We start from the raw sequence: 19,566 nt of genomic DNA on the forward strand, positions 1-19,566 counted from the left end.
CCCCCCCGGGATGCCGCGCAGGATCTGGTTGCCGATCGGGCCGCCGTACTTCTTGCCGGTCCTGCCGGCCACGAACGCCTGAAGGCCGAGCTGGACGAGCTGTGGCGGGTCCGGCGCCCGGAAGTGGTCAAGGCGCTGGCCGCGGCCGCGGCCGAGGGCGACCGCTCGGAGAACGCCGAGTACACCTACCGCAAGAAGCAGCTGGCCGAGATCGACCGGCGCGTGCGCTACCTGAGCAAGCGGGTGCCGGACCTGCGCATCGTCGACGAGCCGCCGTCCGACCGCGAGGCGGTGTTCTTCGGCGCCTGGGTGGAGCTGGAGCGCCTGGACGACGGCGCCACCAGCCGCTACCGCATCGTCGGCCCGGACGAGACCGACGCCGGCAACGGCTGGATCAGCATCGATTCGCCGCTGGCGCGCGCCCTGCTGAAGAAGCGCATCGACGACGAGGTCGAGGCCGAGCTGCCCGGCGGCAGGGCCCGCTTCCTGATCGTGGACGTGCGCTACGACTGAGCCGCCCGGCAGCGCTCAGCCGGGGACGACCGGCAGCTCCAGCGGCGCACCGGCGTACTCGACCTCGCCGTACAGGTCGTGCTCGTCGCTGCCCATGATGCGCACGTCCACGAACTCGCCCGGCTGCAGGCCGGCCTCGCGGCCGTCCTGGATCTGCACGGTGCCGTCGATTTCCGGCGCGTCGGCCATGGAGCGGGCGATGGCCAGCTCGCCGTCCACGACGTCCACCAGGCAGCGCTGCACGGTGCCGACCTTGGCCTCCAGGCGCGCGGCCGAGATCGCGGTCTGCCGCTCCATGAAGCGGGCCAGGCGCTCCTGCTTGACCTCCTCGGGCACCGCGCCCGGCAGGTCGTTGGCCGCCGCACCCTCCACCGGCGAATAGGCGAAGGCGCCCACCCGGTCCAGCTGGGCCTCGTCGAGGAAGTCCAGCAGCGCCTCGAACTCCCGTTCGGTCTCGCCGGGGAAGCCGACGATGAAGGTGCTGCGGATGGCCAGCTCCGGGCAGATCTCCCGCCAACGCCGGATCCGCTCCAGGGTCCTGTCGACCGCGCCGGGCCGCTTCATCAGCCTCAGGATGCGCGGGCTGGCATGCTGGAACGGGATGTCCAGGTAGGGAAGGATCTTCCCTTCGGCCATCAGCGGGATGACCTCGTCCACGTGCGGGTACGGGTAGACGTAGTGCAGGCGCACCCAGGCGCCCAGCTCGGACAGCCCCTCGCACAGCGCCTTCATGCGGGTGGCGTACTCGCGGCCGCGCCAGGTCCCTGGCGCGTACTTCAGGTCCACGCCGTAGGCCGAGGTGTCCTGGGAGACCACCAGCAGCTCGCGCACGCCGCCCTTGACCAGACGCTCGGCCTCGCGCAACACCTCGTCCACCGGACGCGACACCAGGTCGCCGCGCAGCGAAGGGATGATGCAGAAGCTGCAGCGGTGGTTGCAGCCCTCGGAGATCTTCAGGTAGGCGTAGTGGCGCGGGGTGAGCTTGATGCCGTAGTCCGGCACCAGGTCCACGAACGGGTCGTGCTTCGGCGGCAGGGCCCGGTGTACCGCCTCCATCACGCTGGCGTAGTCCTGCGGGCCGGAGATGGCCAGCACGCCCGGGTACTGCTCGCGGATCAGCGCGCTGCGCTTGCCCAGGCAGCCGGTGACGATGACCTTGCCGTTCTCGTTCATCGCCTCGCCGATGGCGTCCAGCGACTCGGCCACGGCCGCGTCGATGAAGCCGCAGGTGTTGACCACCACCACGTCGGCGTCATCGTAGGTCGGGACGATGTCGTAGCCCTCCACCCGCAGCTGGGTGAGGATGCGTTCGGAGTCGACCAAAGCCTTCGGACAGCCGAGGCTGACGAAGCCGACCTTGGGGTTGCGGGACATGGGGCAGGCCTGGAACAGGGACGGCGGCGCGCGGCCGGGCGCGCGATTATAGCCCCCGCGCCCGGGTGGCCCGCCGCTCCACGCGCCCTGCCCCATAATCCGCACTCCCGTCTTCAGGAGGATGCGCATGGGCCAGTGGACCGAGCTCGAGACCCCCGCCGGCAGCGTCGCCGCCTGGCAGGCCGATCCGCCCGGCACGCCACGCGGCGGGCTGGTGGTCATCCAGGAGATCTTCGGCGTCAACCCGCACATCCGCGCCGTGGCCGACGGCTACGCGGCCGAAGGCTACGTGGTGCTGGCCCCGGCCTTCTTCGACCCGGTGGAGCGCGGCGTGGAGCTGGGCTACGGCGAGGACGGCTTTGCCCGCGGCCGCGCCCTGGTCCAGGAGCTGGGCACGGCGCGCGCCCTGGCCATCCTCCAGGCCGCCGCCGAACGCCTGCGCGCGGACCTGGCCGCGCGCCAGGCCCCGACCGCGGTGGGCACGGTCGGCTACTGCTGGGGCGGCAGCATGGCCCTGCTGGCCGCGCTGCGCCTGGGCCTGCCCTCGGTCAGCTACTACGGCGCGCGCAACCTGGCGCTGCTGGACGAGTGCGAGCGCGAGGACCCGCGCCTGGTGGCCGAGCCGAAGGCGATGGTGATGTTCCACTTCGGCGAGCAGGACCCCTCGATCCCGGCGGAGGCGGTCGCCGCCCACCGCCAGCGCCTGCCACAGATGCCGCTGTTCGTGTACCCGGCCGGCCACGCCTTCAACCGCGACGTGGACCCGCGCGCGTACCACGAGCCCAGCGCACGCCTGGCGCGCGAGCGCAGCCTGGAGTTCCTGGCCGCGCGGCTGGGAGCGGCCGCATGAGCGCCGGCTTCGGGCTGGACCCGCGCCTTGCGGCCGACAGCGTGTTCGTGGCCGACGGCCCGCTGTCGCAGGTGCGGCTGATGGACGACACCCGTTTCCCCTGGCTGCTGCTGGTGCCGCGCGTGCCCGGTGCGGTCGAGTGGATCGACCTGGACGGGGCGCAGCAGCGCCTGCTGCTGGCCGAGCTCAACCGCCTGTCCCAGGCCCTGCGCGCCGAGCCGGGCGTGGAGAAGATCAACATCGGAGCGCTGGGCAACATCGTGCGCCAGCTGCACGTGCACGTGGTCGGCCGCCGCGCCGGGGACGCCGCCTGGCCGGGGCCGGTCTGGGGCAGCGGCAGCCCGGTGCGGCACGCGCCCGAGGCGCTGGACGCGGCTGCCAAACGCTGGCGCGGCCGGCTAGCATAGGCGCTCTTTGTTCTCCGCAGCCGGTTCGCACCCATGGGTTCCAACGCCTTCGCCGCCCTTGTCCTGATCGTGGTGGGCCTGTTCTTCCTGGCCCGCAACCTCGGCTGGATCGACACCGGACTGGGGGCGCTGCTGGCCACCTGGTGGCCGGTGGGCCTGGTGGCGGTCGGCATCGGCATGCTGCTCAAGCGCAAGTGATCCCGGGCCGGCGCCGCCCCGCCGCCGGAACCGCGGACCGGCACCGTACCGGTCGCGCCCGCCTGCCCGCGGTCCGCGGCCGTGCCTGGCGCGCCCGCGGAGCCGCCAACGGCGGCCACACCCGGGCGCGTGAAGGTTTTCCACATCCGGTGTGGATCGTTGCCGGACAAAGATGTGGATANCCGCGCGCACGCCTTGCACGGCGGGCACGTCAAGTGGGTTGGCGAAATTTTCGCCACGCCCGCCGGTGCCAAGCGGAAGCACCTGCCGGATGCGCGGCCGGCGCGCCGGAGGGCGCGCGATGCGACCGCACGCGCAACCGCCGCGTGCGTCCGCCGGGTGGTCAGGTACCCGCCGGTGCCCCCCTCCCTCCGGACCCCATACGGACGCCTGCCGCTCCAACGGCGCCCGGCATCCCACCGCTGCGTATTCAGCGGCCAGCCCTGCCCCCGGGTGCGCACCGCGGCGCAACCGGTTGTGCGTGAAGGTTTTCCACATCCGGTGTGGATGGTTGGCGGACAAAGATGTGGATAACCGCGCGGACGCCTTGCGCGGCGGGCAGGTCAAGAGGGTTGGCGAAAATTTCGCCAGCGTGGAGGCAGGTCCCCTGCGGTGCGGCGGCCCGGCCCGGGCCTGGCGGCGCACGTGCGCCCCCGTCCGTGCAGGCCCCGGGCGTGGCGGATGGAGATCGGTGGCAATGCGGCGCCGGCCGCCGGAGCGCGGCTCAGGTACGCGGCAGGGTGACGCCGGTCTGGCCCTGGTACTTGCCGCCGCGGTCCCGGTACGAGGTCTGGCACACGTCGTCCGGGTCGGACTGCAGGAACAGCATCTGTGCCACGCCCTCGTTGGCATAGATGCGCGCCGGCAGCGGCGTGGTGTTGGAAAACTCCAGGGTCACGTGCCCCTCCCACTCCGGCTCCAGCGGGGTCACGTTGACGATGATGCCGCAGCGGGCGTAGGTGCTCTTGCCCAGGCACACCACCAGCACGTCGCGCGGGATGCGGAAGTACTCCACCGTGCGCGCCAGGGCGAAGCTGTTGGGCGGAATGATGCATTCGTCGCCCACCACGTCCACGAAGCTCTTCGGGTCGAAGTTCTTCGGGTCGACGATGGTGGAGTTGATGTTGGTGAACACCTTGAACTCGCCGGCGCAGCGCACGTCGTAGCCGTAGCTGGAGGTGCCGTAGCTGACGATGCGGCGGCCTTCGACCTCCTTGACCTGCCCCGGTTCGAACGGGTCGATCATGCCGTGCTGCTCGGCCATGCGCCGGATCCAGCGGTCGCTCTTGATGCTCATGCGGTGTTCCCCGGGGCACGTCGGCCCGTGACCGCCCGATTCTAGCCGACCCGTCCCCGTCGCCGGGAAGCGCCCTCCCTGGCGCCCGTGCGTTCAGAGCGTGCGCGTGGCCAGCGGGATCGAGGCACGCGGCCGCGCGGCCAGGCGCGCGGCCATGGCCTGCGCGGCGCGCAGGTAGGCCTGTGCCGGCTCCGAATCCGGCGCGGCCACCACCACCGGCGTGCCGGCGTCGCCCTGCTCGCGGATGCGCAGATCCAGCGGCAGCGAGCCCAGCAGCGGCACGCCGTAGGCCGCGGCCATCGCCTGGCCGCCGCCCTGGCCGAACAGGTGCTCCACGTGCCCGCAGCGGCTGCACACGTGCATGGCCATGTTCTCGACGATGCCCAGCACCGGCACCTGCACCTTCTCGAACATCCTCAGCGCCTTGCGCGCGTCCAGCGTGGCGATCTCCTGCGGCGTAGTGACGATCACCGCGCCGGCTACCGGGATCTTCTGCGCCAGGGTCAGCTGGATGTCGCCGGTGCCCGGCGGCAGGTCCACGACCAGGTAGTCCAGCTCGCCCCAGCGGGTGTCGCCCAGCAGCTGCATCAGCGCCGAAGTGGCCATCGGCCCGCGCCAGATCATCGGGGTGTCGGTGTCCACCAGCAGTCCGATGGACATGGCCTCCACGCCGAAGGCGCGCATCGGCTCGATGCTCTTGTTGTCCGGGCTCTCGGGACGGCCGGACAGGCCCAGCATGGCCGGGACGCTGGGACCGTAGATGTCCGCGTCCAGCACGCCCACCCGCGCCCCCATCCGTTGCAGGGCCAGGGCCAGATTGACCGCGGTGGTGGACTTGCCCACCCCGCCCTTGCCCGAGGCCACGGCCACCACGTTGCGGACCCCGGGCAGCGGGGCCAGCCCCGGTTGCACCTGGTGCGCCGCCACCCGCGTATTCAGCTCGAATGACTCCAGCGTCTGCCCGGCGCCCGCCAGGGCGGCGGCGACCGCGTCGCGCAGTTGCGCTCCCCAGGCCGGGGCGAACGGGAAGCCGACGGTCCCGGCCACAGCAACGCCTCGCCCGGCGGCGCGCGTCTCCCAGCGCACCGCGTTGCCCAGTGCCTCCCCCGCCCAGGGGTCCACCACGGTCTCAAGGAGGGGCGATACGGAAGCTTGCATGGGTTGACCTCTTAACAAAAACGGGATAGTGAATAGACGCAGATGTAATAAATTAAGCGTGCGTTAAGCGCTCATCTTGCTTTCATTCATGTGAAGGCAAGGAGGCCTGGACCCACGCAGGAAGCACGTCACCCTAGGGGAGAGAACCTGAAATAATGAACAACACCTTCCAGACACTCCGGCGCAACCGCCTGACAGCCGCCATGCTGTCGGCCCTGGCCCTGCCGTTCGCGGCCATGGCCCAGGACGGCGGCAGCCAAGGCAGCACCACCGACCTCGACCGCGTCACCGTCACCGGTTCGCGCATCGCCCGCGTGGGCTTCGTGACCCCGGCCCCGGTCGCGTCCATCACCGCCGAGGAGATCCGCTCCACCGGCGCGCTGACCATCGGCGACCTGATGACCAAGCTGCCGCAGCTGGCGCCGAACTACACCCTCGGCAACTCCACCCGCTTCATCGGCACCGCCGGCCTGGGCCTGATGGACCTGCGCGGCATGGGCACCTCCCGCACCCTGGTGCTGGTGAACGGCCGCCGCCACGTGGGTGCCAGCCCGGGCTCGGTGGCCGTGGACGTGAACACGATCCCGGTCGAGTGGATCGAGCGCGTCGAGGTGATGACCGGCGGCGTGTCCGCCGTCTACGGCGCCGACGCGGTCGCGGGCGTCGTGAACTTCATTATGAAGGACTCCTTCGAGGGCTTCGAAGCCCGCGGCCAGACCGGCAAGGCCGCCGAAGGCAGCTTCGACCGCAGCTTCGTCAGCTTCTCGGCCGGCAACAGCTTCGCCGACGGCCGCGGCAACGCCGCGATCTCGATGGAGTACAGCACCCAGGACCGTTTCGGCCGCGGTGACCGCAAGATCGGCCGCCAGTTCCTGGTGAGCGTGCCCAACCCGAGCTACGACCCGACCAAACCGCCGAGCCAGACCAACCCGCAGAACGTCTACAGCGGCCCGGGTGGCAACCACTCGATCTCCTACGGCGGCACCTTCACCATCGGCACGTTCAACCCGGCCAACCCGGCCACCTGGGGCAACCGGTACGTGTTCAACCCGGACGGCACCTTCCGTCCGAACCGCTACGACGGCACCGTCGTCAGTGCCTCCAGCTGCGTGGACTGCGACTTCGCCGACCTGAATGCGGTCGCCGACCTGCAGCCGGCGTTCGATCGGTTCAGCACGAACTTCATGTTCAACTTCGATCTGAACGACAACCACCGGCTGTTCTTCGAAGGCAAGTACTCCAAGACCGAGTCGCTGTTCTACAGCCAGCCGGCGTTCGACCAGCCGATCCGCATCCGTCGCGACAACGCCTACATCTCGCCGGAGCTGGGCGCGCTGATGGACCAGGCCAACCTGTCGCAGCTGCTGGTCTACCGCTTCAACGTCGACGCCGGCCGCCGCGGCGAAGACATCGAGCGCCAGACCTCGCGCGCCGTGTTCGGCCTCGAGGGCTACCTGGGCGACTGGAACTACGAGGTGTCGGCCAACTTCGGCCAGACCACCATCTCCCGCCTGAACCTCAACAACCGCATCAACGAGCGCTGGCACGCCGGCCTCGACGCGGTCGTGGACCCGGACACCGGCAAGATCGTCTGCCGCGTGGACGTGGACCCGAACGCGATCAACCCGCATACCAGGGCGCCGTACTCGTCCATGGCGCGCAACGGCTGCGTGCCGTTCAGCGTGTTCGGCCACGGCGCGGTGACCGCGGAGGCGGCCAAGTGGTTCAACGTCAACTCGCTCAACACGTCCAAGCTGGAGCAGACGGTGCTGGAGGCGAACATCGCCAACAGCTCGGTGTTCTCGCTGCCGGCCGGTGACGTGGGCTTCGCCGCGGGCATCGAGCACCGCAAGGAGAAGAGCCAGGAGAACACCGACCCGCTGGCGGCCCTGGGCCTGACCTTCCTGAACGCCATCCCGAGCCGCGGCGGCCAGTACGACGTGACCGAGGTGTACGCCGAGACCACCGTCCCGCTGCTGTCCGGCCTGCCGGGCATCAACATGCTGTCGGTGGACCTGGCCGGCCGTTACTCGGACTACAGCACGATCGGCACCACCACCACGTGGAACATCGGCGTGAACTGGGAGATCCTGGACTCGCTGCGTTTCCGTGGCACCCTGGCCCGCGCGGTCCGTGCGCCGAGCATCGGCGAGCTGTTCAACCCGCAGTCGGAGAACTTCTCGTCGATCAACGACCCGTGCAACTACCTGAGCACCAACCCGAACCGTCCTGACACGGCGAAGGATCCGGAGCTGCGCCGCAACAACTGCTCGGCGCTGGGCATCCCGGTGGGCTGGGTGGACACCTACACCGCCACCCGTCCCGGTGTGAGCGGCGGCAACCCGGACCTGTCCGAGGAGGCGGCCGACAGCTGGACCCTGGGCCTGGTGTGGCAGCCGGGCTTCATCGACGGCCTCGGCGTGACGGTGGACTACTGGAACATCACGCTGAAGGACGCCATCGGCGCGGTCAACGCCCAGACCCTGGCGACCCGCTGCGTCGACTCGCCCGGCGGCATCGACAACGAGTTCTGCCGCTTCATCACCCGCGCGCCCGTGGGCGGCTATGTCGACCCGGCCGGCCGCCAGTTCCCGGAGCACAGCATCACCCGCTGGGTGGCGCTGAACGAGAATCTGGCCAAGTCGCGTCGCGTCGGCGTGGACCTGGAGGTGGACTACCGCTTCCCGCTGCTGGGCGGCAACAGCTCGCTGCGCCTGGTGGGCAGCCGCCTGCTGCAGTCGCGTGAGTGGCCGTTCCAGGCGTTCCCGGACGAGTTCAACGAGTACGTCACCTACGTGACCGACCCGCGCTGGCGTGCCAACCTGGACGCCCGCTACTCGAAGGGCAACTGGCGTGCGTCGTGGAGCATGCAGTACGTGCACCACAACCTGCGCGTCACGCCGGGCAGCTACAGCTCGAACCCGGGTTCGATCTCGCCGATCTGGAACGGTTCGTACACGTACCACAACTTCCAGGTCAGCTACACCTTCCCGCGTGACAGCGGTCTGGAGGTGTACATCGGCATGGACAACGTGTTCGACAAGGATCCGCCGCTGAACTACTTCGGCTCGGACCTCGGCTCGTCCTACTACGACGCGATCGGTCGCTACATGTACATGGGCGCGACCTACCGCTTCTGACGGACCTGCCCTCGGGAAGCCCGGCGCAAGCCGGGCTTCCTTTTTTGCGCCCGTCCCGGCAGGGCCATCACGGCACGCCGGCATTGGCGCCCCTGCCCCGTCGCCGCCGGCACGGCCGCCGGAGGCTCGCCCCCCCCGGGCACGGAGCGCCTACGGCCAACCCTGGGGGTTGCGAGGCGTTCATCGAGCGGGTATCCGCATGCAACCGTGAACTGTCCGGCCACCAGCGGCACGCCCTGGAACAACGACAACCGTCAGGTTGCAATCCGGAGCCTGCGTCAGCCGGGCTCCTTTTTCGGCCGGTGCCCGCAACGGGCCGCGTCCGCGGCAGCACCCTGCACGCGGAACGCGCGCGCATGGGCCACCCCGGCCTCCATTCCCAAATCGCACGCCTCGTATGGAGCATGCATCGTACCCCGGGCAACCGCCGCTCCCGGAGCTCGCCTCCGCGAGCGTGCGCGAATCCGCCTGGCGGTGCCTGCCCCAAGCCGCATTTGCGGCCATCCTCGACCGCGCGCCGCGCAAGCGCTACCAGCATCCACCACTTGCCGCAAGTGGCATGGACAACACCCTGCATCCCGCACATCACCATTAACCGCGTGTTAACTTCGGCTTGCAGCTGTTGGCCGTTTCGCGGTCTGCGCTTGCTCATTGCCCGGTTTCCTGCCGGCGACGGCAGGAAGGGTGGTGATCGCCCACACTTCTGGAACTTTGTTCATGACGTCCTACACTTCCTGCTTCAAGCCGAGCCTGCTGAGCCGTGCCGTGCTCAGTGCTCTTCTCATTCCCGCATCCGTGACGGCCTTCGCCCAGGAGGAGGACTCGTCCCGGGTGAGGGACCTCGGTGCGGTCGTGGTCACCGGCTCGCTGATCCCGCAGACCGAAATCGAGACCGCCACCCCGGTGATGGTCATTTCGGCCGAAGACATCCAGATGCGCGGCTTCCAGAGCGTGGCTGATGTCCTGCAGCAGGCCAGCTTCGCCACCGGTGGCATCCAGGGCGGCCAGACCAGCGCCTCGTTCACCCAGGGCGCCGAAGCGGCCAGCATGTTCGGCCTGGATCCGGGCTACACCAAGTACCTGATCAACGGCCGCCCGATGGCCAACTATCCGGCCCTGTACAACGGCTCGGACGTGTTCAACAACATCAGCGGCATCCCGGTCGCGCTGATCGAGCGCATCGAGATCCTGCCCGGCGGCCAGTCGTCCCTGTACGGCTCCGACGCCATCGCCGGCGTGGTCAACGTGATCCTGAAGAAGGGCGTGGATCAGGGCGAGTTCTCGGTGCGCGGCGGTTTCTTCAGCGAAGGCGGCGGCAACAGCCTGCGCTTCACCTTCGCCGACAGCTACTCCGGCATGGACGGCCGCCTGAACTCGCTACTGGGCATCCAGCTGGACGACCGCGCGCCGATCTGGGGCTACCAGCGCAAGCTGTCGAGCACCTACAACTTCGACGGCTACAGCACCGCCGTGCCGAGCCGCGACTTCGTGGTGATCGACGCGCTCGACAGCACCTACGTGTTCCCGGACCCGAACAACTGCGCCAACACCACCGGCAACTTCAAGGGCACGACCCAGCAGTTCACCCGTGCCGGCTTCGGCACCTACTGCGGCTCGTTCATCAGCCCGGGCTACCGCACCATCCGCAACGGCAAGGAGTCCGCGCAGCTCTACTCGTACACCACCTTCGACCTGAGCGACACCACCCAGCTGTACGCCGAGGTGATGGGCCTGTACGAAAAGGTCGAGTACGCCACCGGTTCCAGCTACACCTGGTGGGGCACTTCCTCCACCTTCGGCGCCTACTACGATCCGCGCTACCCGGACACCCTGCTGAACCTGCAGCGCGCCTTCGCCCCCGAGGACATCGGCGGCAAGGGCTACCGTGACATCATGAACACGGACACCAACAAGGCGCTGACGGTGACCTTCGGTGCCAACGGCCAGATCGGCGAGTGGGACTACAACGCCTATGTGTCCCGTGCCGAGTACCGCCTGACCGAGAACAGCTGGGTCCGCTTCCGCGACCCGGTCGACAACTTCTTCATCGACAAGGTCCTCGGCCCGCAGCAGGGTTGGGATCCGTTCTACGGCGCCTACCCGGTGTTCACCCCGGACTATGCCGCGTTCTACAGCCCGCTGACCCCGGAAGAGTTCTGGAGCTTCTCCGGCTTCGTGGACAACAAGTCGCGCACCTGGGACAACCTGGCCCACATCCAGCTGACCAACAGCTCGCTGTTCTCGCTGCCGGGCGGCGACGCCGGCTTCGCGGTGGTGGCCGAGGTCGGCAACGAGGGCTGGGACTACAGCCCCGACTCGCGCATGATCGAGGACCCGGACACCCTGGTGTCCGAGATCTGGGGCCAGACCGCGGTCAGCGGCGCCGGCCACCGCAGCCGCTACGCCGTCACCTCCGAGCTGCGCCTGCCGCTGTTCAACACCCTGACCGTGTCGGCTTCGGCCCGCTATGATGCGTTCGACATCGCCGGCGAGACCGTGGACAAGCCCACCTGGAGCCTGGGCGTCGAGTACCGCCCGGTCGAGAGCCTACTGCTGCGCGGCAAGGTCGGCACCGCGTTCCGCGCCCCGTCGCTGGCCGACGCCTTCCAGGGCATCAGCGGCTACTACAGCAGCGTGACCGACTACTACCGCTGCAGCCTGGACGGCTACCTGCCGGGCGACACCGACGACTGCAACTGGGACAACGAGCAGTACTTCGGCCAGTCCTCCGGCAACCCGGACCTGCAGCCGATCGAGGCCGACGTGTGGAACGCCGGCGTGGTGTGGTCGCCCACCGCCAAGCTGTCGTTCGCGGTCGACTACTACAGCTGGAAGATCGAGAACGAGGTCGATTCCATCGGTGCCGACGACCTGATGCGCGGCGAGTACTACTGCCGCACCGGTGCCGCCGGTTCGCCGATCGCCGCCTGCGACGACATCCTGACCTGGGTGCGTCGTGACGCCAACGGCGAGCTGGTGTCGCTGTACACGCCGAAGGTCAACATCGCCAAGCAGGAGCTGGAGGTGGTGACCGCCAGCATGAACTACATGCTGGACATCGGCCGCTTCGGCAGCCTGGCCTTCTCCGGCAACTACACCAACAAGATCAGCCACAAGCTGTGGTCCACGCCGGAGTCCGAGGCGGTCGACCTGATGCGCGACCCGTACTACATGTGGTACTACGACTCCTACTCCAAGACCCGCACCGACGCCTCGGTCGCGTGGTCGCTGGGTGACTGGACCACGACCCTGTACGCCAACCGCATCGGCTCGACCCCGAACTACCTGGCCTACGCCCAGGGCTACGGCTACGAGCACTCGAGCGGCCAGAAGGGTGCCAAGTGGGGTCCGTACGTAACCTACAACGCCAGCGTCAACTGGCGCGCCACGGACGACCTGACCTTCTCGCTGATGGTCAACAACCTCACCAACAAGATGCCCGACCACCAGGCCGAGAACTATCCGGGCACCAGCAGCACGCCCTGGAACAACTACTACTACGACATCCTGGGCCGTGCGGTGTACCTGGAAGCCAAGTACACCTTCGGCGCCAAGTAAGCGACCGTCAGGTTGCAATCTGGAGCCCGGCTTCGGCCGGGCTCTTTTTGCCCCCGCCGCCTCACGCCTGCCCACCGGCATGGCCGCCGGCTTCCATACGGCAACGGATGCGGTATAAAGCGGGGAAGGCCGGCCCCGGGCCGGCCACATCGAGCCCTCGGAGGGGAACACATGCGCAACAAACTGATCGCCGGGCTGCTGGCCCTGCCCGTGCTGTGCCTGTCCACGGTGGCCATGGCCGCCGACCCGGTGGTCGGCCGCTGGAAGACCATCGACGGCGACACCGGCAAGCCGAAGTCGATCGTGGAGATCACCCAGGCGGCCGACGGCACCATCACCGGCCGCATCGTCGAACTGATCAACCCGAGCCGTCCGAACCCGGTCTGCGACAAGTGCAGCGACGACCGCAAGGGCAAGCCCATCACCGGGATGGAGATCATCCGCGGGATGAAGGCCCAGGGCGGCGGCCGTTACGCCGGCGGCACCATCCTCAAGCCCGACGAGGGCAAGGTCTACAAGTCCAAGATGGAGCTGGTGGAGGGCGGCCGGAAGCTGGAGGTGTCCGGCTGCGTGGCCTTCATCTGCAAGTCGCAGGTGTGGGAGCGGCAGTAGGCCGGCCCGCTCCGCGTCCCGTCCGCGACCCGGCCCCGGCCGGGTCGCTTCTTTCCGGGGCCCTGCCCCCGGTGGCCGGCCGCGTGCGCGCCGGCCCGGCGGCCGCCACATGCGATAATGAACGACCCTTCGCGTCCGGCTCCTACGATGTCCCGCTCCGTCCTGGTCACCAACGCCCTGCCCTACGCCAACGGCCCGCTGCACATGGGCCACCTGGTCGGCTACATCCAGGCCGACATCTGGGTGCGTGCACGGCGCATGTGCGGCGACACCGTGTACTACGTCTGCGCCGACGACACCCACGGCACGCCGATCATGCTGGCGGCCGAGAAGGCCGGGGTCAGCCCCGAGGAGTTCATCGCGCGGATCAAGGCCGGCCACGAGCGCGACTTCCGCGACTTCGGCATCCACTTCGACTGGTACCACTCGACCCACTCGCCCGAGAACCGCGAGCTGACTGAGCGCTTCTACGCCGCGCTGGAGGCGCGCGGCAGCATCGAACGCCGCTCCATCGAGCAGCTGTACGATCCGGTCAAGCAGATGTTCCTGCCCGACCGCTACGTCAAGGGGACCTGCCCGCGCTGCAAGGCGCCGGACCAGTACGGCGACAACTGCGAGGTGTGCGGCGCCACCTACGCCCCGACCGAGCTGATCGACCCGCGCTCGGCAGTGTCCGGCGCCACCCCGGAACTGCGCGCATCCGAACACTTCTTCTTCCGCCTGGGCCAGTACACCGACGTGCTGCGGCAGTGGCTGGCCGGCGAGGTGGCCGTGCCCGGCGTGAAGGCCAAGCTGGGCGAGTGGATCGAGGGCGAGGGCGGCCTGCGCGACTGGGACATCTCCCGCGACGCGCCCTACTTCGGCTTCGAGATCCCCGGTCATCCGGGCAAGTACTTCTACGTCTGGCTGGACGCGCCGATCGGCTATTTCTCCAGCCTGCTGGCCCTGGCCCGCAGCGGCCAGGCCGCCGGCTTCGACGAGGCGGCGATGGAGCGCCTGCTGCAGCCGGGCGACCACGCCGAGCTGCACCACTTCATCGGCAAGGACATCGTCAACTTCCACGGCCTGTTCTGGCCGGCGGTGCTGCACGGCAACGGCCTGCGCCTGCCCGACCGCCTGCACGTCAACGGCTACCTGACCGTGGACGGGGCGAAGATGTCCAAGTCGCGCGGCACCTTCATCATGGCCCGCACCTACCTGGACGTGGGCCTGGACCCGGATGCGCTGCGCTACTACTTCGCCTGCAAGTCCTCCGGTGGCGTGGACGACCTGGACCTGAACCTGGCCGACTTCGTGGCCCGCGTGAACAGCGACCTGGTCGGCAAGTTCGTCAACATCGCCAGCCGCTGCGCCAGGCTGCTGGACGTGCACTTCGGCAACGCGCTGGCCGCGCCCGGGGCCCACGACGGCACCAGCGCGGGCTGGGCGCAGGAGGCCGGCCAGCTGCTGGCGCAGGTGCGCGCCCAGCTGGACAGCGCGGCGGAGCTGTACGCGCAGGACAACTACGCCGCGGTCACCCGCAACGCCATGGCCGCCGCCGACCTGGCCAACGAGTACATTGCCCGCACCGCACCCTGGGCGCTGGCCAAGGACCCGGCGCGCCGCGCCGACCTGCACCTGGTGCTGACCACCGCGCTGCAGGCCTTCGCCGACATCGCCGGCGTGCTCAAGCCCATCGTGCCGGCCACCATCGCCCGCGCGGAGGCATGGCTGGGCACCGCCCTGGCCCTGGACCGCCGCGTGGAGCTGGCCGGCCGCACGCTGTCGGCCTACGCCCCGCTGTTCACCCGTATCGACCCCAAGCTGATCGACGCCATGACCGAAGCCTCGAAGGACACCCTCGCCGCCGCCACGCCCGAATCCGCCCAGGCCGGGAAGAAGGCCGAGGCGAAGAAGGACGCCGCGCCCGCCGGCGGCACGCCGCAGTACGTGGGCATCGAGGACTTCGCCAGGCTCGACCTGCGCATCGGCAAGGTGCTGGAGTGCGGCTTCGTGGAAGGCTCGGACAAGCTGCTGCGCTTCCTGCTGGATGCCGGCGAGCTGGGCCAGAGGCAGATCTTCTCCGGCATCCGCGCCAGCTACGGTGAGCCGGAGAAGCTGGTCGGCCGCAACGTGGTGTTCATCGCCAACCTGGCCCCGCGCAAGATGCGCTTCGGCATCAGCGAGGGCATGATCCTGTCGGCCGGTTTCGACGGCGGCCCGCTGGCCCTGCTGGCCGCCGACGAGGGCGCCCAGCCCGGCATGCCGGTGCGCTGAACCCCGCGCGCGTGGCCGCGCCACGCGCCGCTCCCGGGCCGCCATGTCGTCCACGCCCCTGCCCCTGGTCGAGCGCCTCGACCGCCTGCTGCCGCAGACCCAGTGCGGCCAGTGCGGCTATCCGGGCTGCCGCCCGTACGCCGAGGCGATGGCGCGCGGCGAGGCCGGCCCGGACCACTGCCCGCCCGGTGGCGATGCCGGCGCGCGTGCCCTGGCGAAGGTGCTGGGCGTGCCGGCGCGCCCCTACGACCGCAGCCGTGGCGAGTACAAGCCGCCGCGGGTGGCGGTGGTGGTGGAGGCCGACTGCATCGGCTGCACCAAGTGCATCCAGGCCTGCCCGGTGGACGCCATCATCGGCGGACCGAAGCTGATGCACGTGGTGATCGACCCGCTGTGCACCGGCTGCGAGCTGTGCGTGCCCGCCTGCCCGATGGACTGCATCGTGATGGAGCCGGCGCCGGAAGCGTCGGCCTGAGCCTTCAGCGCGCGCAGGCGCGGCAGATCCGCTCGACCCGGTAGCCGCGCGCGCGCAGCTTCTCCACCAGCCCGTCCGGCCCCAGCAGATGCAGGCTGCCGACCACCACCAGCACGTCGTCGCGGCCGGCCAGGTGCCGCTCCAGCACCGGCAGCCAGGCGTCGTTGCGGGCCACGTTGATGCGCGCGTACAGCGCCGGGTAGTCGCGCTGCATGCGCACGGCGATGCCCTCCCACAACCCCTGCGCATCGCCCGCCCGCCACATTCCGTGCAGCCTGTCGAGCCGGGCCGGGCCGGACTCGAGCAGGTCCAGCACCTCGGCCAGCATCTGCCGCTGTTCGTCCAGGTCCATGCCGGCCATCAGCGCGATCTGCGCGCTGGCCGGCTCCAGGCCGCTGGCGGGCTTGCCGGCCGCGGCGGCGGCGCGCATGAAGTGCCGGTCCAGGCCCAGTCCCGGATCCAGGCCCTGGCGGGCCAGCCCAGCCAGCTGCAGGGTCAGGGCGATGAACCAGGGCTCGAACTGCTCGCTCCAGCCGGCCGGCAGGGCGCCGGCGGCGACCTGCCGCTCCAGCCGCGCCCACAGCTCCGGCCCCAGGTCTTCGCGCAGGCTGCCCGGCCGGGTGCGCCGCGCCGCCTGCACCATCCGCATGGCCAGCGCCGGCGAGGCGGCCTCCTCCGGGTCCAGTTCGAACACCAGCGTTCCGGCCCCGGCGAAGGCCTCCTCCACTTCGGGGGCCAGCGGATAGTCGTCGCGGGCCAGCATGTGGAACGAGCCGAGCAGGTACAGCGCGCTGTCGTGGTCGGACACCTTCCACAGCAGCGGCACCGGCGGCGCGGCCCACGCCGGCACGCAAGCCAGGAGCAGCAGCAGCGCGGACAGCCGGAGCAGCGTGCGGCGCATGCGCGGCCTCAGCGGACCGGGTTGGAGTAGTGCTTCTCGCCGGCGGTGACGGCCAGGTCCAGGCGGTTCTCCGGCGGCGGCAGCGGGCAGGTGGCGTACAGCGTGAATGCGCACGGCGGGTTGTACGCGCGGTTGAAGTCCAGCACCACATTGCCCGCGGCGTCGGGCGGATCGGCCTCGAGGAAGCGCCCGGCCGGGTAGCTGCCGTGGCCGCTGGTGCGGTCGGCCATCACGAAGAACAGGCGCCCGTCCGGCTGACCCAGCGCCTCCAGGCGGAAGGTGCGGCCGTCGCGCTCGAACTCCACCGCGCCCGGGTTGGGCATCCGGCTCTGGGTGCCGACGATGTCGCCGATCGGCAGAGTCTTGCCCGGCGGATGGGCGATGAAGCGGCCGGTGATGCGCCAGGACGGATCGGCCGGCCAGTACTGCAGACCGGCAAAGCGCAGCCGGGTGGGCGCGTCGGCATGGCGCACGCGCAGCGCGTAGCGGTCGCCGCGCTTGAGCAGGGTCACCTTGCCCTTGCCCTCGTCGAAGCCGATCACGCCCGGCTCCGGGTCGTGGTCGCTCTGCAGGCGCACGCGCCCGCGCAGCGGCTCGCCGTTGAAGGTCAGCTCCACCCCCTGCTCGGGCACGAACCAGAAGCGGTCCTGGGCGTCGCGCTCGACCATGCCCATGCGCGGCGGGCCGAAGGCGAAGCGCACGCCGTTGCCGATGCGGTCGCCGCTGCCCACGTAGTGCGCCTTCAGGGTGAGCCAGTGCAGGCCGACCAGACTGGTCCAGCCGTCCGGCTGCAGCAGCTCCTCCTCGCGCTGGCGCCGCCACTCCTCGGTGGCGGCCACGAAGGCGCGATCCACCTGCGCCTGCGCGGCCTGGTCCGGGCCTTCCCGGTCCTGCCGGCAGGCGGCCGGCAACAGCGCCAGCAGCGCCGCCAGCACGGCCGCGCTGCGCCCCTTCATCGTCCCCGCAGGAACCATCGGTCGATCTCCCCCAGCGTGAAGCGCGTCCAGGTCGGACGGCCATGGTTGCACTGCCCCGAGCGCTCGGTGGCTTCCATGTCGCGCAGCAGGGCATTCATTTCCGGAATGGTGAGGCGGCGGTTGGCGCGTACCGCGCCGTGGCAGGCCATGGTCGCCAGCAGCTCGTCGCGCGCGGCGGCCACGCGCCGGGTGGCGCCGTGCTCGCGCAGGTCGGCCAGCACGTCGCGCAGCAGCGCCTCCGGGTCGGCATGCGCCAGCAGCGCCGGCACGCTGCGCACCACCAGTGTCTGCGGGCCACTGCGGGTGACCTCGAAGCCGAGCTCGGCCAGGGTTGCCGCCTCGGCCTCGGCCACGTCGGCGTCGCGCTCGCCCACCGCCAGCGACAGCGGCACCAGCAGCGGCTGCGCACGCAGGCCCATGCTGTCGTGCGCGGCCTTCAGCCGCTCGTAGCCGATGCGTTCGTGGGCGGCGTGCATGTCCACCACCACCAGGCCCTCGGCGTTCTCGGCCAGGATGTAGATGCCGTGCAGCTGGGCGATGGCGTAGCCCAGCGGCGGGATGCCGCCCTCCTCGGCCGGCAGCGGTGCCGGCGTGGGCGCGGCGGCCGCCGGCGGCGCGGGCACCGCTTCCTGCGCCTGCGCGGACGTGCCGTACAGCGCGGCGTAGGCGCCCACCGCCTCGTCCACGCGCAGGCCCAGCGGCTGCGGCCGCGGGTTCCAGGCGGGCATGGGCGCGGCCTGCGGCGCCGGCGCAGGCGCGGCGGCGGCCACCGGGGTGGCGCCGGCGCGGGTGTCGGCCAGCGCCTCCTGCAGGGTGCGGAACACGAAGTCGTGGACCAGGCGCGCGTCGCGGAAGCGCACCTCGTGCTTGGCCGGATGCACGTTCACGTCCACCCGTTGCGGCTCCAGTTCCAGGAACAGCACGTAGGCCGGCTGGCGGCCGTGGTAGAGCACGTCCTGGTAGGCCAGCCTCACCGCGTGGGCGACGTTGCGGTCGCGCACCGCACGGCCGTTGACGTACAGGTACTGCTGGTCGGCGCTGGCGCGCGAGTAGTGCGGCTGGGCGATCCAGCCGTGCAGGCGCAGGCCGGCGCCGGCGTGGTCGATGCGCAGCGCGTTGCGGGCGAAGTCCTCGCCCAGGGTCTGGCCCAGGCGCGCGGCGGCATCGGCCTCGCCCGGGCGGTAGCGCCGCGCCGGCCGGCCGTTGTGGCTCACCCGCAGCTCCACGTCCGGTCGCGCCAGGGCCAGCGAGCGCAGCCACTCTTCGATATGGCCCAGCTCGGTGCGCTCGGCGCGCAGGAACTTGCGCCGCGCCGGCACGTTGTAGAACAGGTCGCGCACCTCCACCGTGGTGCCCGGTGCGTGCGCCCGGGGCACCACCTCGCCGACCCGGCCGCCATCCACCTGCAGGGCCGCGCCATGCTCGTCCTCGCGCCGGCGCGAGGCGATCAGGAAGCGGCTGACCGAGGCGATGGAAGGCAGGGCCTCGCCACGGAAGCCGAGCGTGGCCACCGCCTCCAGGTCCTCCAGCGAGGCGATCTTGCTGGTGGCGTGGCGCGACACCGCCAGCGGCAGCTCCTCGGCGGGGATGCCGCAGCCGTCGTCGCGGATGCGGATCAGCCGGATGCCGCCCTCCTCCAGGTCGATGTCCACGCGCCGCGCGCCGGCGTCCAGCGCGTTCTCCACCAGCTCCTTGACCACGGAGGCGGGCCGCTCGACGACCTCGCCGGCGGCGATCTGGTTGATGAGGGTGTCGGGCAGCGGACGGATCGGCACGGGCGCGGACGGCGTCGGGCGCCGCATCGGTCAGGGAACCCCTGATGATAGCCGCAGGCAGGCGCGCCGCAGCTG

The 19,566-nt window shown here is 70.5% G+C and carries 15 protein-coding genes; 9 read left to right on the forward strand and 6 right to left on the reverse strand.

Translation table 11 applies throughout. The annotated features are described in order from the left end of the window. Positions 1-24 precede the first annotated feature (24 nt). Entirely contained in the window at positions 25-513 is a 489-nt protein-coding gene (gene greB / locus CR938_RS07570) for a transcription elongation factor GreB (protein ID WP_162124449.1), read from the forward strand. A gap of 15 nt (positions 514-528) precedes the next feature. Here the strand turns inward: greB and rimO are convergent, their stop codons facing one another. Then, positions 529-1,887: a 30S ribosomal protein S12 methylthiotransferase RimO gene (rimO, locus tag CR938_RS07575; RefSeq protein ID WP_162124425.1), complete on the reverse strand. Its 1,359-nt coding sequence runs from the start codon at positions 1,885-1,887 to the stop codon at positions 529-531. Positions 1,888-2,014: 127 nt separating this feature from the next. Between rimO and CR938_RS07580 the strand changes: the two genes are divergently transcribed. Genes CR938_RS07580 through CR938_RS14400 form a run of 3 tightly spaced genes read left to right on the forward strand, consistent with a single transcriptional unit; the run spans position 2,015 to position 3,342 of the window. Next, a complete protein-coding gene (locus CR938_RS07580; protein WP_162124426.1) occupies positions 2,015-2,737 on the forward strand; it encodes a dienelactone hydrolase family protein in 723 nt (240 codons plus the stop codon). Further along, a complete protein-coding gene (locus CR938_RS07585; RefSeq protein ID WP_162124427.1) occupies positions 2,734-3,144 on the forward strand; it encodes an HIT family protein in 411 nt (136 codons plus the stop codon). Before CR938_RS07580 ends, CR938_RS07585 begins: the two co-directional genes overlap by 4 nt. 33 nt (positions 3,145-3,177) lie before the next feature. Further along, positions 3,178-3,342 (forward strand): LiaI-LiaF-like domain-containing protein, encoded by a 165-nt coding sequence (locus CR938_RS14400; RefSeq protein WP_170296525.1) that lies wholly within the window; start codon positions 3,178-3,180, stop codon positions 3,340-3,342. A gap of 724 nt (positions 3,343-4,066) precedes the next feature. Here CR938_RS14400 and dcd read toward each other — a convergent pair. Further along, the gene (gene dcd, locus CR938_RS07590; RefSeq protein WP_162124428.1) at positions 4,067-4,639 is read right to left on the reverse strand and encodes a dCTP deaminase; all 573 of its coding nucleotides are present in this window, start codon (positions 4,637-4,639) and stop codon (positions 4,067-4,069) included. Positions 4,640-4,732: 93 nt separating this feature from the next. Next, positions 4,733-5,797, reverse strand: coding sequence for an iron-sulfur cluster carrier protein ApbC (apbC, locus tag CR938_RS07595; RefSeq protein WP_246191011.1), 1,065 nt, complete (start codon positions 5,795-5,797; stop codon positions 4,733-4,735). A gap of 203 nt (positions 5,798-6,000) precedes the next feature. On the opposite strand from apbC, the gene CR938_RS07600 reads away from it, so the two are divergent. The 5 genes from CR938_RS07600 to rnfB all read left to right on the forward strand — a co-directional run bounded on the left by CR938_RS07600 (position 6,001) and on the right by rnfB (position 15,838). Further along, on the forward strand, positions 6,001-8,937 hold the full coding sequence (locus CR938_RS07600) for a TonB-dependent receptor plug domain-containing protein (RefSeq protein ID WP_425502425.1): 2,937 nt from the start codon (positions 6,001-6,003) through the stop codon (positions 8,935-8,937). Between the two features lie 717 nt (positions 8,938-9,654). Further along, positions 9,655-12,495 (forward strand): TonB-dependent receptor plug domain-containing protein, encoded by a 2,841-nt coding sequence (locus tag CR938_RS07605; protein WP_162124430.1) that lies wholly within the window; start codon positions 9,655-9,657, stop codon positions 12,493-12,495. Positions 12,496-12,666: 171 nt separating this feature from the next. Beyond that, positions 12,667-13,107, forward strand: a complete 441-nt coding sequence (locus CR938_RS07610; protein WP_162124431.1) for a DUF2147 domain-containing protein — start codon at positions 12,667-12,669, stop codon at positions 13,105-13,107. A gap of 147 nt (positions 13,108-13,254) precedes the next feature. Then, positions 13,255-15,363: a methionine--tRNA ligase gene (gene metG, locus CR938_RS07615; protein WP_162124432.1), complete on the forward strand. Its 2,109-nt coding sequence runs from the start codon at positions 13,255-13,257 to the stop codon at positions 15,361-15,363. A 43-nt stretch (positions 15,364-15,406) separates the two neighbouring features. Further along, complete coding sequence (rnfB, locus tag CR938_RS07620; RefSeq protein ID WP_162124433.1) at positions 15,407-15,838, forward strand: Rnf electron transport complex subunit RnfB; 432 nt, start codon at positions 15,407-15,409, stop codon at positions 15,836-15,838. A gap of 4 nt (positions 15,839-15,842) precedes the next feature. On the opposite strand, the gene CR938_RS07625 is transcribed toward rnfB, so the two are convergent. The 3 genes from CR938_RS07625 to mutL are packed head-to-tail and all read right to left on the reverse strand — an operon-like array spanning position 15,843 to position 19,491. After that, the gene (locus CR938_RS07625; RefSeq protein ID WP_162124434.1) at positions 15,843-16,739 is read right to left on the reverse strand and encodes a TraB/GumN family protein; all 897 of its coding nucleotides are present in this window, start codon (positions 16,737-16,739) and stop codon (positions 15,843-15,845) included. Positions 16,740-16,747: 8 nt separating this feature from the next. After that, on the reverse strand, positions 16,748-17,695 hold the full coding sequence (locus CR938_RS07630; protein WP_162124435.1) for a DUF1684 domain-containing protein: 948 nt from the start codon (positions 17,693-17,695) through the stop codon (positions 16,748-16,750). Next, a complete protein-coding gene (gene mutL / locus CR938_RS07635) occupies positions 17,692-19,491 on the reverse strand; it encodes a DNA mismatch repair endonuclease MutL (protein WP_162124436.1) in 1,800 nt (599 codons plus the stop codon). The genes CR938_RS07630 and mutL overlap by 4 nt, the downstream gene beginning before the upstream one ends. Positions 19,492-19,566: the final 75 nt, after the last annotated feature.

Source organism: Pseudoxanthomonas taiwanensis (assembly GCF_010093135.1).
GTDB classification, from domain to species: domain Bacteria; phylum Pseudomonadota; class Gammaproteobacteria; order Xanthomonadales; family Xanthomonadaceae; genus Pseudoxanthomonas; species Pseudoxanthomonas taiwanensis.